The sequence below is a fragment of the Cellulomonas wangleii genome (assembly GCF_018388445.1).
GTDB classification, from domain to species: Bacteria; Actinomycetota; Actinomycetes; order Actinomycetales; family Cellulomonadaceae; genus Cellulomonas; species Cellulomonas wangleii.
Window position 1 is genome coordinate 922519 of the sequence record NZ_CP074405.1, and the last position, 14269, is coordinate 936787.

Here is a 14269-nt window from a genome sequence, read left to right on the forward strand (position 1 = left end):
GTCCCCCGGCCGTGGTGGCAGGCTGGTCCGGTGACCCCGTCGCCCGCCGCCGCACCCACGCCCCACCCCGCCGCCGCGGACGAGCCGACCGCGGACGAGCCGACCGCGGACGAGCCGACCACCGACGGCCCGCCCGTCGCCCCCGCCCGCTCGCTGCGACCCGGGCAGGGCGCGCTCGTCCTCGCGGCCACGCCCATCGGGGACGCCGAGGACGCGTCGGTGCGGCTGCGGCGCCTGCTGGCCGAGGCCGACGTCGTGGCCGCGGAGGACACGCGCCGCACCCGTGCGCTGGCCGCGCGCCTCGGGGTGAGCATCGGCGGGCGGGTCGTCAGCCACCACGAGCACAACGAGTCGGGGCGGTCCGACGAGCTGCTCGACGTCGTCGCGGCGGGCGGCACCGTCCTGGTCGTCACGGACGCGGGCATGCCGACGGTGTCGGACCCGGGCTTCCGGGCCGTGCAGGCCGCGGTCGCCGCCGGGCTGCCGGTCACGGTGGCACCCGGGCCCAGCGCCGTCCTCGCGGCGCTCGCGCTGTCCGGCCTGCCGACCGACCGGTTCTGCTTCGAGGGCTTCCTGCCGCGTCGCGCCGGGGACAGGGCGCGCGCCCTGGCGGCCCTGGCCGGCGAGCGCCGCACGATCGTGCTCTTCGAGGCGCCCCACCGGGTGGCCGAGGCGCTCGACGCGCTGGTCGAGGCGTTCGGTCCCGAGCGGCCGGGCGCCGTGTGCCGCGAGCTGACCAAGACGTACGAGGAGGTGCGTCGCGGTCCGCTGGCCGAGCTCGCGGCCTGGGCGCACGCCGGCGACGTGCGCGGCGAGGTCGTGCTGGTCGTCGGGGGCGCGCCGCAGGGTGGTCCCCGTGGCGTCGAGGAGCTGGTGCCGGAGGTGCTGGCGCGCGTGGACGGCGGGGAGCGGCTCAAGACCGTCGTCGCGGAGGTCGCCGAGGCGACGGGCGTGCCCAAGCGGGACCTCTACGCGGCGGCACTCGCCTCCCGGACCCCCTGACGCGGGATCCGGGCGCCCGAGCGCGACGCCGGACCCCGGTGCCGCGGCCCGCCGACGTCAGAGGAGGCCGGACTCCACGAGCTCGGCACCCGCGGCCGCCATCGCCGCGCGCGCGGCCGCACCCTGCTCCGGGGTCACCGGGACGGTGAGGTCCGTCAGCACGCGGGTGCGCAGGCCGAGGCCCAGCGCGTCGAGCGCGGTCGCCCGCACGCAGTGCGACTCGGCGATGCCCACCACGTCGACGTCGCCCACCCCCGCCTCCTGCAGCACGGTGGCCAGCAGGCGGCCGTCGGCGTCGACGCCCTCGAACCCGGAGTACGCCGCCGCGTACTCGCCCTTGCGCACGCTGACGTCGGGGCGCAGGTCCGCCAGTGCGGGGTGCAGCTCGGCCTCGGGGGTGCCGGCCACGGCGTGCGGCGGCCAGGTGTCGACGTAGTCGGGCGTCGCCGAGAAGTGCGTGCCCGGGTCGACGTGCCAGTCCTGCGTCGTCACGACCAGGTCGTACCGGTCCCGGTGCGCGGCCGCGTAGTCGGCGATCGCCCGGGCGACGGCGTCGCCACCGGCCACCGCCAGCGCCCCGCCCTCGCAGAAGGTCGGCTGCACGTCGACGACGACCAGTGCGCGTCGCGGGGCCCCTGTCACGTCACTCATGGGCGCCATCCTCACCCCTGACGGGCCCGACGCGCTGCACGACGCGGCGCCGCCCGGCACAGTGGGGCGATGGACGCGGGCGGTGCGGTGCGGCGACGCGGCCCGGGGCGACCCGCTGCGGGCCCGGCCGTCGCCGCGGCGCTGCCCCTCGCCCTCGCGCTCGCGGGCTGCACCGGGGGGCCGCCGCCCGCACCCACCGTCCCGGCCACCGTCCCGTCCGCCGCCGCGTCGCCGTCGTCGCCCGCCTCGCCGTCCGCGGCGCCCCCGGAGGCGTCCGCCCTGGTCCGTGACGTCCCGACGGTCGCGGTCACGTCGGTCCAGGACGTCGCCACGGGCCTGGACGTGCCGTGGGGCCTGGCGTTCCTCCCCGACGGCCGGGGACTGGTGACGCTGCGGGACGCGGCGCGCCTCGTCCTTGTGGGGGCGGACGGGACGGTCACGGACGTGACGGGCCCGGGGGCCGACGCGATCGCGGACGCGACCGTGGCGCAGGGGGAGGGCGGCCTGCTGGGTGTCGCGGTCGTCCCGGGGTCGGCGGGCGGACCCGTCGACGTGGTCGTGTACCTGACGTCCTCGCAGGACAACCGGGTCCTGCGGGCGACGCTCGACGGCACGGTGCTCGGGCCGGCGCGCGTGGTGGTCGAGGGGATCCCCCGCGGGCGCAACCACAACGGTGGGCGGCTGGCCTTCGGGCCGGACGGGCACCTGTACGTCACGACCGGGGACACGTACGAGACCGGGCTCGCCCCGGACCCGGACAGCCTGGGCGGCAAGGTGCTGCGGGTGACCGCCGACGGCGCACCGGCCCCGGGCAACCCGGACCCGTCCTCGCCGGTGTGGACGCGCGGGCACCGCAACGTCCAGGGCATCGCGTGGGCGCCGGACGGGCGCGCGTTCGCCTCCGAGCTCGGTCAGGACACCTGGGACGAGCTCAACGTGCTGCGCGCGGGAGCCGACCACGGCTGGCCGACCGTGGAGGGTCGCGGCGGTGCGGCGCGAGGGTTCGCCGACCCGGTGGCGGTGTGGGCGACGGCGGACGCCTCACCGTCCGGGATCGCGGTGACCGACGAGGGTGTGTACGTCGCCGGCCTGCGCGGACGCACGCTCTGGCGGGTGCCGCTGCGCCCCCTCGACGCCGCGTCCCTCGCCGACCCGGCGGCGGACGCGGCGGGTGTGGGGGACCCGCAGCCGCTGCTGGCCGACGAGCACGGCCGGCTGCGCGCCGTCGAGGTCGCGCCGGACGGCTCGCTGTGGGTGCTGACCGGCAACACGGACGGCCGCGGGGACCCCGCCGCCGGCGACGACCGGGTCCTGCGCGTCACGGTCGGCTGACGTCCGCACATGAGAGACGGCGAAGAGTCCGGCGTGTCCCGGCGTGTGCTGTTCGGGCGGAACGTCCCGATCGGTACTGTGTGCGCCGTCCGGTGGCTGCACCCGCGTCGCCGGCGACCGACCGGACGACGACGGCGGCGGTGACCCCCAGCGACGAGCGACACGGAGGAGCCCACCATGCCGGCGAGGGCCAAGAGCATCCTCATCTGGATCGTCGTGATCTTCCTGCTCTACGCGGTGGTGACGAACCCCGAGCAGGCGGCGGACGTGGTGCGCTCGATCTGGGACTTCGTGTACAGCGCGTTCTCCGGGTTCGCCCGGTTCTTCGACAACCTGTCGTCCTGACGGCCCGGGGGGTGACGACGTGACGGCCGACCACGCGACGCGCATCGTCATGTCGCACCGCCTGCTGCGGCGCTACGTGCTGCCGGGGGAGCGGGTCGTGCTCGCGACGCGACGGCACTGGGCCAAGCTGCTCGAGCCGGCGGCGACGACGCTGGCGGTGTTCGCGGTGTGCGGCTGGCTGACCGCGGTGCTGCAGTCCTCGTTCGGTGACGGCGCCCTCGTGGTGTGGTGGCTGTGGCTGGCGGCCCTGGTGCGGTTCGGCTGGTACCTGCTGGTGTGGCGCGTGGAGTGGTTCGTCGCCACCGACAAGCGGATGCTGCTGCTGACCGGCCTGGTCACCCACCAGATCGGCATGATGCCGTTGATGAAGGTCACGGACATGCGCTACTCGCGGTCCGTGCTGGGCCAGATGCTGGGGTACGGGCAGTTCCTGCTCGAGTCCGCGGGGCAGGACCAGGCGCTGCGGCAGATCGGGTGGGTGGCGCGCCCGGACGCGACCTACCGCGACCTGTGCGCGCTGATCTTCACCCCCGTGACGGCGCCCGCGTCCGACGGTGAGGACGACGGGGGACCGGTCCCGCCCGCCCGCCGGCGCCCCGTGGGCAGACCTCCCGCCGTGCCGCCGGCGCGCCGCGTGCCGGCTGCCGAGGGCGGGGTCGCCCTGGCGGACGCCTCCGCGGAGGCACGGTCGGGTCCCGGGCCGCGTCCCGGGGCGCGGCCCGCCGCACCGCACGTCCCGCCGGCGGGCGGCCGGGAGGCGGGAGCGCCGGAGCGCTGGGTCGAGCCGGTCGTCGTGTGGCCGTCGCGGGAGGCCCTGTTCGAGCCCGACGACACCCAGCCGCTGCGCCTGCGCACGCCCGACGAGACGGACGACCCGGACGTCACGTCGCCGGAGGACGCGGAGCCGGCCCGTCGCCTGCCGCCGACGCTCGCGGAGGCCGCCGCGGACGGCACCTCGATCGAGGCCGAGGCGATCGCCGGCGAGGAGGCGCTGCGGCTGGACGAGGAGGAGGCCCAGCAGCGGGCCTGGGACGTGTCCGAGCCCACGGGGACGTTCGTCGACCTCGGCCGGCGTGAGTGGTCCGACGACGCCGGCGCGCACCCCTCACCGACCCCGCAGCCGCCCGCGGCGGGACCCGCACCGGATATCGAGGGCAACCCCGAGGGCGGTCGCACCTAGGATCGTGGCCATGTCCCGCATCCTGTCGGCCGTCGCGTGGCCCTACGCGAACGGCCCCCGCCACATCGGTCACGTCGCCGGCTTCGGCATCCCCTCGGACGTCTTCAGCCGGTACATGCGCATGGCGGGGCACGACGTGCTGATGGTCTCGGGCACCGACGAGCACGGCACGCCGATCCTCGTGCAGGCCGACAAGGAGGGCGTCAGCGCCCAGGAGCTCGCGGACCGCTACAACCGCGTCATCGTCGAGGACCTCACGCAGCTCGGTCTGTCGTACGACCTGTTCACGCGCACCACGACGCGCAACCACTACGCCGTGGTGCAGGAGATGTTCCGCACCGTCCACAAGAACGGCTACATGGTCGAGCGGACCACGATGGGTGCGGTCAGCCCGTCGACGGGCCGCACGCTGCCCGACCGCTACATCGAGGGCACCTGCCCCATCTGCGGGTACGACGGCGCGCGCGGCGACCAGTGCGACAACTGCGGCAACCAGCTCGACGCGATCGAGCTGATCAACCCGACGAGCAAGATCAACGGGGAGACGCCGAGGTTCGTCGAGTCGAACCACTTCTTCCTCGACCTGCCGGCGTTCGTCGACGCGCTGGGCGACTGGCTGCGCACGCGCACCGCGTGGCGTCCCAACGTCCTGAAGTTCTCGCTGAACCTGCTCGACGACGTGCGCCCGCGCGCCATGACGCGTGACATCGACTGGGGCATCCCCGTGCCGCTGGAGGGCTGGGAGGACAACCCGACCAAGCGCCTGTACGTGTGGTTCGACGCCGTCATCGGGTACCTGTCGGCGTCGATCGAGTGGGCGCGCCGCAGCGGCGACCCGGACGCGTGGCGGCAGTGGTGGAACGACCCCGAGGCCCTGTCGTACTACTTCATGGGCAAGGACAACATCACGTTCCACTCCCAGATCTGGCCGGCCGAGCTGCTGGGCTACGACGGCAAGGGCGCGCGCGGCGGTGCGCCCGGCGCCTACGGCTCGCTGAACCTCCCGACCGAGGTCGTGTCGAGCGAGTTCCTCAACGTCGAGGGCAAGCAGTTCTCGACGTCGCGCGGCCGCGTCATCCTGGTCCGCGACATGCTCGCGCGCTACCAGCCGGACGCGCTGCGCTACTACATCTCGGTCGCCGGGCCGGAGACGCAGGACGTCGACTTCACGTGGGCGGAGTTCAAGCGCCGCACCAACGACGAGCTCGTCGCGGGCTGGGGCAACCTGGTCAACCGCACCGCGAGCATGGTCCACAAGAACTTCGGCGAGATCCCGACGCCCGGGCACCGGCAGCCGGTGGACGAGGCCCTCGTCGCCGAGGTCACCACCGCCTTCGGCCGCGTCGGCGAGCTCGTCGGCGCGCACCGCCAGCGGCAGGCGCTGCAGGAGGTCATGCGCGTGGTCGGCGAGGCCAACCGGTACGTCTCGGAGACTGAGCCGTGGAAGCTCAAGACGGACCCGGACCGCCTCGCCACGGTGCTGCACACCACGACCCAGGCGGTCAGCGACCTCAACACGCTGCTCGCACCCTTCCTGCCGCACAGCGCGCAGGCGGTGCACGAGGCGCTGGGCGGCACGGGCACGTTCTCGCCGCAGCCGCGCATCGAGGAGGTCACCGACCTCGACGACGACGCCCGGCACTACCCGGTCATCACGGGCGACTACACGGCGGTCCGCGGGACGTGGCAGCCGAAGGCGATCGTGCCCGGGACCAAGGTCGACAAGCCGACGCCGGTCTTCACCAAGCTCGACGACGCGATCGTCGAGGAGGAGCTCGAGCGCCTGCGGCAGGGCTGAGGCATGGCACGCAGGAAGCGGGAGACGGGCTGGCCCCCGTCGCCGGAGCCGCTGCCGTCACCCGTCGTCGACGACCACACGCACCTGGAGTCGGTCGTCGGGTGGCGGGCCGAGGGCTGGCACCCCGCGGACGCCGTCGCACGTCCCGGCGCCGCGGAGCACCCGGACCTCGCCGCGCACCTCGCGCGCGCGGCGGAGGTCGGGGTCACGCGCATGGTGCAGGTCGGGTGCGACCTGGAGGCCGTCGCCTGGACCGACGCGGTGGTGCGGGAGCACCCGGCGCTGCTGGGCGCCGTCGCGATCCACCCCAACGAGGCGGTCCTGCACGCCGGGGTCCGCGAGGTCGCGCCGGACGGGCTGGACCCCGACCCGCAGCCCCGGCACGACGTGCCGCTGGACGACGCGCTCGCGGCGGTCGCCGCCGTGGCGCGGGACAACTCGCGTGTCCGCGCGATCGGCGAGACGGGCCTGGACTTCTTCCGGGCCGGCGACCGCGGGCGGGCGGTGCAGCGCGACGCGTTCCGGGCGCACGTCGCGCTGGCCAAGGAGCTGGGGCTGGCGCTGCAGATCCACGACCGGGACGCGCACGACGAGGTGGTCGACGTACTGCGCCGCGACGGCGCCCCGGAGCGCACGGTGTTCCACTGCTTCTCCGGCGGTCCCGACCTGGCGCGGGTGTGCGCGCAGGAGGGCTGGTTCTGCTCGTTCGCGGGTCCGGTGTCGTTCCCGGCGAACGAGGACCTGCGCGCGGCCCTGCGGGTGCTGCCCGCCTCCCTGGTGCTGGTCGAGACGGACGCGCCGTACCTCACCGTTCACCCCTACCGGGGGCGTCCCAACGCGCCGTACCTGCTGCCGGGCACTGTCCGGACGGTCGCGGAGGTGACCGGACGCCCCGTCACGGACGTGTGTGCGCAGGTCAGCGCGGTGGCGACGGCGGTCTACGGGGAGTGGTGACCCGCGCGGGCAGCGCGCCACCGCTGGTCGCGGGGGTCACGGATCGGTTACGGTCTGTGCGGCGCCCCGGGTGCGACCCGTCAAGGTCGCACGGCGAGGTGCCGAAGAACTTCAGGGCAGCGTCCCTCCCGCCGACCCGAAGGACACCGTGACCGGTCACCCGCAGGTGCCGGGCCGCCGCGCCGCCCGTGCGCGCGACCGGGCCGCACGCACCGCCGCGCAGGCCGTCGTGCTCGCGCTCGTCGCGGGCGGCACCAGCGCGTTCGCGGCGATGCACAAGGACGTCACGGTCGACGTGGACGGCACCGAGGTGAACGTGCGGACGTTCGGCCGGACGGTCGCCGACGTGCTGGCCGCGGGCGACATCGAGGTGGCCGACGGCGACCTCGTCGCCCCGGGCCTCGACCAGGCGGTCGGGCGCACCGGCCAGGTCGTGGTGCGGCACGGGCGCGAGATCGACGTCGAGGTCGACGGGCGTCCGCAGAGCGTGTGGACCACCGCCCTGACGGTCGGCGAGGCGGTCGAGGAGCTCGGGCTGCGCGAGGGCGTGCGGCTGTCGGCGTCCCGCTCCGCCACGGTCGGCCGGGACGTGCTGCGGGTCTCCACGCAGAAGACCGTGCACCTGGTGGTCGACGGGCAGGTGATCGACGGGGTGACGAGCGGGTCCACGGTGCGCGACGCGCTCCGCGAGATCGGCCTCGTGCTCGAGGAGGCCGACCAGGTGTCGGTCCCGCTCGACGCGGCCGCCGTCGACGGGCTCGTCGTGCTGGTGACGCGTGCCGTCACCTCGGGGGAGACCGTGACCGAGGCGGTGCCGTTCGAGGTCCAGGAGATCGAGGACCCGACGCTCGTCAAGGGCAACAAGGTCGTCAAGAACGCCGGTCGGGCGGGGCAGCGCACGACGACGTACTCGCTCGACGTGGTCGGCGGCGTGGTCGTGGGGCGCTCCGTGCTCGCGTCGGTCGAGACGGTCGCGCCGGTGCACCAGGTGGTCCGGGTGGGTACCGCCGAGCTGCCCGACCCCGCGACCGTGGCGGTCGAGCCGGGCACGGCCCAGGCGATGGGCAAGGAGATGGCCGCCGCGCGCGGCTGGGGCGACGACCAGTTCGCCTGCCTGCTGTCGCTGTGGAACAAGGAGAGCGGCTGGCGCTGGAACGCCGAGAACCGGTCGTCCGGGGCGTACGGCATCCCGCAGTCGCTGCCGGGGTCCAAGATGGCCTCCGCCGGCGCGGACTGGCGGACCAACCCGGCGACGCAGATCTCGTGGGGTCTGGGGTACATCGCCGGGCGGTACGGCAACCCCTGCGGCGCGTGGGCGCACTCGCAGGCCAAGGGCTGGTACTGACCTTCTGCCGCACGCCGGGCACCCTTGCGCGCACCCCTGCGCGCGGGCGGTGTGACCCGCGTCACCGTCGCTGCGGGTTGGACCCGGGGTCACAATTCCGTTACGGTCGCGTGTCGCTATTGCTCGGACGGGTGACCCCCGTCCGGACGTGACGACGGTGGCCCACCGAGGTCGCCGTGACCGCCGGATCGGGGACCCTCCGTCGTGCGGCCGCTCCCGACGCCCGCCGTCGCCGAGCGCTGCGCCTCTCCCCGTGCCCGGGATCGACGACGCCTGGAGCCTCGTGCAGTTCTTCGCCCGCCCCACCGGTAACACCCCGCCCGCGGCCCACGCCGCGACCCCCGACGCCCCGCAGGACGCCGCACCCGAGAACCACCGCCGCCGCCGTCGCTGGCCCCTCGTGGCCGCCGGCACCGCCGCTCTCGTCGTCGCCGCAGGTGGCACCGCGTACGCGCAGGCGCACAAGACCGTCGCGCTCGACGTCGACGGCGAGGTCACCCGCGTCTCGACGTTCGCCGGCTCGGTGGAAGGGCTGCTCGAGGACCACGGCATCGAGCTCGGTCAGCGTGACACCGTCTCGCACAGCGGCGCCCTGACGGACGGCACGGAGATCGTCGTGCGGACGGCGTCCGCGATCCTCGTCGCCCTCAACGGCACGCCGGAGGTCGTCTGGACCACCGCGCTCACCGCCGACGAGGCGCTCGACACGCTCGCGGCGCGGGCCGACTCGGTGGCGCTGCTCGCCTCCCGGTCCGCCCAGCGCACCGACCTGCCGATGGAGCTGGCGCTCGGGGACGAGGCCGAGGTCCTGGTCGACGGGGCCGTGCACCCCGTGCCGGACGCGGACGCCACGGTCAACGATGCGCTGACGGACCTGGACGTGAGCCTGCAGCCGCTCGACCGCGTCACCGTGCAGCAGGGCGAGCAGGACGTCGTCCAGGTCGTCGTGCAGCGCGTCGCGGAGCAGGACGTCACCACGCAGTCCGAGGTGCCCTTCACCTCGCGCACGGAGGAGGACCCGACGCGCTACACGGGCGAGAAGGTCGTCGCCCAGGCCGGTGTGCCGGGCGTCCGCTCGATCGTCGAGCGCGTCACGACGGTCGACGGCGTGGAGTCGGGGCGCGTCGCGCTGAGCGACGTCACGCAGCCGCCCGTCGAGGAGGTCGTCCGCGTCGGCACCAAGGCGCGCCCGGTCGCGCCCCCGGCCCCGCGTCCGTCCGCCCCGTCGTCGTCGGGCTCGTCCCCGGCGCCCGGCCCCATCACGGCCGGCGGCAGCGCCGACTCGCTCAACTGGGCGGCGCTCGCCCGCTGCGAGTCGGGTGGCCGGGTCGACGCGGTCTCGCCGACCGGCAAGTACCACGGGCTGTACCAGTTCTCGGTCGCCACGTGGCAGGCCGTCGGCGGCTCCGGGCTGCCCTCGCAGGCCTCGGCCGAGGAGCAGACCGCCCGCGCCAAGATGCTCTACAACCGTGCCGGCGCCGGGCAGTGGCCGCACTGCGGCAAGAACCTGTTCAGCTGACGGTCGCCTGACGACGGACCGCCACCCCGTGACCGCGGGTGGCGGTCCGTCGCCGTCTGCACCGCCGGACCGGTCGGCGGTCCGTCGGCAGGGCCGCGCCACGTAGGCTCGGGGGCCATGTCGGCGATCACCCTGCTCGGGCCTGCGGAGATCCGGGCGCTCGCGCAGCGTGCCGGTGTGCGGCCCACCAAGACCCTCGGGCAGAACTTCGTCCTCGACGCGGGCACGGTCCGCAAGATCGTGCGCCAGGCCGACGTGGCCGCGGGCGAGCGCGTCGTGGAGATCGGCCCGGGCCTGGGCTCCCTCACGCTCGGGCTGCTCGAGGCCGGCGCCGACGTCGTGGCCGTCGAGATCGACCCCGTGCTCGCGGCGCTGCTGCCGCAGACGGTGGCCGCCCACGTCCCCGGCCTCGCCGTCGACCCGGCGGCGGCCGACGAGACGCCCGACGCCCGGACGGTCGTGCTCCGCGACCCCGACGGGCGGGCGCGCCTGACCGTCGTCACGCAGGACGCGCTGACCGTGACCGCGCTGCCCGGGCCGCCGCCCACCGCGCTGGTCGCCAACCTGCCGTACAACGTGTCGGTGCCCGTGCTGCTGACGTTCCTCGAGCGGTTCGACTCGCTGCAGCGGGGTCTGGTCATGGTGCAGGCCGAGGTCGCCGACCGGCTCGCCGCCCCGCCGGGCAGCCGCACCTACGGCGTGCCGTCGGCCAAGGTCGCCTGGTACGCGTCCGCACGACGCACCGCGACCGTGGGGCGTGCCGTCTTCTGGCCGGCGCCGCACGTGGACTCGGCGCTGGTGCGCCTCGACCGGCGCGAGCCGCCGCCCGCCACCGTCGCGCGCCAGGACGTGTTCGCGGTCGTCGACGCGGCCTTCGCGCAGCGGCGCAAGATGCTGCGCTCCGCGCTCGCGGGGCTCGCGGGGTCGTCGGCCGCGGCGGAGGCGGCCGTGCGGGCCGCGGGTCTGGACCCGCAGGCGCGCGGCGAGCAGGTGGACGTCGTGGGCTTCGCCCGGATCGCCGAGGCGCTGGCATCCGCGCAGCCCGCGCAGCCCCGACCTGGCACAGTGGCACCGTGATGCCGACCCCCCGGGACGACCTGCCCGAGCGTGCCGTGCGCGTGCGCGCCCCCGGCAAGGTCAACCTCTCGCTGCGCGTGGGCCCCCTCGCCGCCGACGGCTACCACCCCGTGTCCACGGTGTTCCAGGCGGTCTCCCTGTACGAGGAGGTCGTCGCGACGCCCGCCGACGCCTTCGGGCTGAGCGTCAGCGGGGCGCAGGCCGAGGCCGTGCCCACCGACGCGTCCAACCTGGCCCTGCGCGCGGCCCGTGCGGTGGCCGAGCGCGCCGGCATCGACGAGGCCGTCCACCTGCACCTGGTCAAGGGCGTGCCCGTGGCCGGCGGCATGGCGGGCGGCTCCGCCGACGCGGCGGCCGCGCTCGTGGCGTGCGACGCGCTGTGGAACGCGGGGCTGTCCCGTGACGACCTGCTCGAGCTCGCGGCCGGGCTGGGGTCCGACGTGCCCTTCTCGCTGCTGGGCCACACCGCGGTCGGCCAGGGGCGGGGACACCTGCTGACGCCCGCGCTCAGCCGCGGGGAGTTCCACTGGGCGTTCGCGGTGCAGGACCGTGGCCTGTCGACCGCCGCCGTCTACGACGCCTTCGACGACCTGCACGGCGAGACCGCCGTCCCCCCGGACGACGAGCAGGACGTGCCGCTCATGCAGGCGCTGCGCGCGGGCGACGCGGCGGCGCTCGGTGCTGCGCTGCACAACGACCTGGAGAGTGCCGCGATCGAGCTCGACCCGGGCCTCACCGAGCCGCTGGCGGTCGCGACCGACGCCGGTGCCCTCGGTGTGGTGGTCTCCGGGTCCGGGCCCACGGTGGCGGCGCTGGCCCGCAACCGGCAGCACGCGCTGGCGGTCGCGGCCGCGTTCACCGCGTCGGGCGTGGCCGACCGTGTGCTCACCGCGACCGGCCCCGTGGCCGGCGCCCGGGTGGTGCCGGGGGAGTGACCGTGGCGCACGACCTGCCGACGCGCGCGACCACCGAGCCGGCGCGCGTGCCGACCGACCCGTCGACGGGTCTGGCGGCGCGGCCGGCGGTCGACCCCGACGAGCGCGGGTGGGTGCGCCCGGCGCCGGACGCCGACGCGCTGCGCTGGGACGTGATGCTCGCCGGCGGCCTCTACCTCGGGGCGCTGCTCGCCATGGTGCTCGTGCAGGTCTCCGGCATGTTCACCGAGCCCGCGCCCGGCTGGGTGTCGGCGCTGCTGCTCGCGGCCACCACGGTGCCGCTCGCCGTGCGCCGCCGGTGGCCCGCGGCGGTGCTGCTGGTGGTCGCCACCGCGTTCATCACGGCGCAGTCGCTGTCGGTGCCCGAGACGCTGATCTCGAACATCGCGCTGTTCTGCGCCATGTACACCGTGGGTGCGTGGGAGGCGGACCGCCGACGCGCCGCCCTGGTCCGCGCCGTCGTCGTGGTCGCGATGATCGTCTGGCTGCTCGTGGCCCTGTTCATGGCGGCCACGGACCCGTCGATGGCCGACGACCTGCCGGACCAGGCCGGGGCGTTCTCGCCGTTCGTGGCCTTCACCCTGCTGCAGCTGCTGACCAACGTCCTGTACTTCGCGGGGGCCTGGTTCTTCGGTGAGCACGCCTGGCGCTCGGCGCGCGAACGGGCGCGCACCGCGTGGCGCACGCACCTGCTGGTGCTCGAGCGCCGCCGTGCCGAGGAGCAGGCGGTCACGCTGGAGCGGTTGCGGCTGGCGCGCGAGCTGCACGACGCCGTCGCCCACCACGTGTCCCTCATGGGCGTGCAGGCCGCCGCTGCCCGCATGCTGCTCGGCGGCGACCCCGACCGGGCAGCGGTGGCCCTGGGGCACGTCGAGGAGTCCGCGCGGGACGCGGTGCGCGAGCTGCACGGCATCCTCGGCATGCTGCGCGACGGCGGGGTGGCGGCGACGGCGGTGACGCGCGCGCCCGCGACCCCGGCGCCCGACGAGCCCACCGGGTCGCTGGACGTCGACGCCCTGCCCGACCTGGTGGAGCGCGTGCGGGCCGCCGGCACGCACGTCGGCTACCAGGTGGTCGGGGAGCCTCGACGCCTCACACCGCTGGCCTCGCTCAACCTCTACCGCATCGCGCAGGAGGCCCTGACCAACGTGCGCAAGCACGCCGGACCGGACGTCCGGGCGGAGGTCCGTCTGCGGTGGCTGGCCGAGGAGGTCGAGCTGGAGGTGTCCGACGACGGCGGGGGTGGCCGTGCCGCGTCCGCGCCGTCGACGGGGCTGGGCCTGATCGGGATGCGGGAGCGCGCGGTCGCCGACGGCGGGACGTTCGAGGCGAGCCGGCGACGGTCCGGCGGGTTCGTGGTGCGGGTGCGCCTGCCGCTGGCGGCGGTCGCCGTGGCGCGGGCCCGGGACGATGACTGAGGACCGCGGCGCGCGTCGCGGCACGGACGACGGAGGACAGCGATGACGACGCCCGTGCGTGTGGTGCTCGTGGACGACCAGGCCCTGCTGCGTGCCGGGATCGGCACGATCCTGTCGGCGCACCCCGCCATCGAGGTCGTCGGCGAGGCGAGCACCGGTGCGCAGGCCCTGGACGTCGTGCGCGCGACGCGGCCGGACGTCGTGTGCATGGACGTGCAGATGCCGGACATGGACGGGCTGGAGGCCACGCGGCGCATCGTCGCGGACGAGGCGCTGACGGCGGCGGTGGTGGTCCTCACGACCTTCAACCGTGACGACTACCTGGTCGAGGCGCTGCACGCCGGTGCGGTGGGCTACCTGCTCAAGACGTCCCGCCCGGAGCAGCTCACGGAGGCCGTGCTCAGCGCGGCCGCCGGTGAGGGTCTGCTGTCGCCCGAGGTCACGCGCGCGGTCATCGCCCGCGCGGTGAGCGAGCGTGCTCCGACGCGCCCCGCCGCGCAGCCCGTCGTGCCCCTCACGGAACGGGAGCAGGAGGTCCTCGCGCTCGTCGCCCGAGGGCTCAACAACGACGAGATCGCCGCCGACCTCGTGGTCAGCCGCGCCACGGTCAAGACCCACGTGTCCAACCTGCTGGCCAAGCTGGGCCTGCGCGACCGCGTCCAGGCGGTCGTCTACGCCCACGAGCACGGCCTGACCGGCTGAGCCGTCTCCGT

The 14269-nt window shown here is 75.5% G+C and carries 13 protein-coding genes; 12 read left to right on the plus strand and 1 reads right to left on the minus strand.

Annotated elements, in window-relative coordinates; translation table 11 throughout:
• Positions 1-153 precede the first annotated feature (153 nt).
• Positions 154-1002, plus strand: coding sequence for a 16S rRNA (cytidine(1402)-2'-O)-methyltransferase (gene rsmI, locus KG103_RS04430; RefSeq protein ID WP_207800822.1), 849 nt, complete (start codon positions 154-156; stop codon positions 1000-1002).
• Positions 1003-1059: 57 nt separating this feature from the next.
• Here the strand turns inward: rsmI and KG103_RS04435 are convergent, their stop codons facing one another.
• A complete protein-coding gene (locus tag KG103_RS04435; RefSeq protein WP_207342331.1) occupies positions 1060-1653 on the minus strand; it encodes an isochorismatase family protein in 594 nt (197 codons plus the stop codon).
• Between the two features lie 69 nt (positions 1654-1722).
• Here KG103_RS04435 and KG103_RS04440 point away from each other — a divergent pair, with 69 nt between their 5' ends.
• The 11 genes from KG103_RS04440 to KG103_RS04490 all read left to right on the plus strand — a co-directional run bounded on the left by KG103_RS04440 (position 1723) and on the right by KG103_RS04490 (position 14258).
• A complete protein-coding gene (locus KG103_RS04440) occupies positions 1723-2985 on the plus strand; it encodes a PQQ-dependent sugar dehydrogenase (protein ID WP_207342330.1) in 1263 nt (420 codons plus the stop codon).
• 177 nt (positions 2986-3162) lie between these two features.
• Positions 3163-3330, plus strand: coding sequence for a hypothetical protein (locus KG103_RS04445; RefSeq protein ID WP_207342329.1), 168 nt, complete (start codon positions 3163-3165; stop codon positions 3328-3330).
• 19 nt (positions 3331-3349) lie between these two features.
• Positions 3350-4510, plus strand: a complete 1161-nt coding sequence (locus KG103_RS04450; RefSeq protein ID WP_207342328.1) for a PH domain-containing protein — start codon at positions 3350-3352, stop codon at positions 4508-4510.
• A gap of 10 nt (positions 4511-4520) precedes the next feature.
• Positions 4521-6308, plus strand: a complete 1788-nt coding sequence (gene metG, locus KG103_RS04455; RefSeq protein WP_207342327.1) for a methionine--tRNA ligase — start codon at positions 4521-4523, stop codon at positions 6306-6308.
• Between the two features lie 3 nt (positions 6309-6311).
• Positions 6312-7262 (plus strand): TatD family hydrolase, encoded by a 951-nt coding sequence (locus tag KG103_RS04460; protein WP_207342326.1) that lies wholly within the window; start codon positions 6312-6314, stop codon positions 7260-7262.
• Positions 7263-7410: 148 nt separating this feature from the next.
• Positions 7411-8607 (plus strand): aggregation-promoting factor C-terminal-like domain-containing protein, encoded by a 1197-nt coding sequence (locus KG103_RS04465; RefSeq protein ID WP_207342325.1) that lies wholly within the window; start codon positions 7411-7413, stop codon positions 8605-8607.
• A 253-nt stretch (positions 8608-8860) separates the two neighbouring features.
• Entirely contained in the window at positions 8861-10126 is a 1266-nt protein-coding gene (locus tag KG103_RS04470; protein WP_249670802.1) for a resuscitation-promoting factor, read from the plus strand.
• 117 nt (positions 10127-10243) lie between these two features.
• Positions 10244-11203, plus strand: coding sequence for a 16S rRNA (adenine(1518)-N(6)/adenine(1519)-N(6))-dimethyltransferase RsmA (gene rsmA / locus KG103_RS04475; RefSeq protein WP_207342324.1), 960 nt, complete (start codon positions 10244-10246; stop codon positions 11201-11203).
• Positions 11203-12138 carry a 4-(cytidine 5'-diphospho)-2-C-methyl-D-erythritol kinase gene (locus KG103_RS04480; RefSeq protein ID WP_207342383.1) on the plus strand — a complete coding sequence of 312 codons (936 nt, stop codon included), beginning with the start codon at positions 11203-11205 and terminating at the stop codon, positions 12136-12138. Before rsmA ends, KG103_RS04480 begins: the two co-directional genes overlap by 1 nt.
• A gap of 2 nt (positions 12139-12140) precedes the next feature.
• Positions 12141-13556, plus strand: a complete 1416-nt coding sequence (locus KG103_RS04485; protein ID WP_249670803.1) for a sensor histidine kinase — start codon at positions 12141-12143, stop codon at positions 13554-13556.
• Positions 13557-13598: 42 nt separating this feature from the next.
• Positions 13599-14258, plus strand: coding sequence for a response regulator (locus tag KG103_RS04490; RefSeq protein ID WP_207342323.1), 660 nt, complete (start codon positions 13599-13601; stop codon positions 14256-14258).
• The last annotated feature ends 11 nt before the right edge of the window (positions 14259-14269 follow it).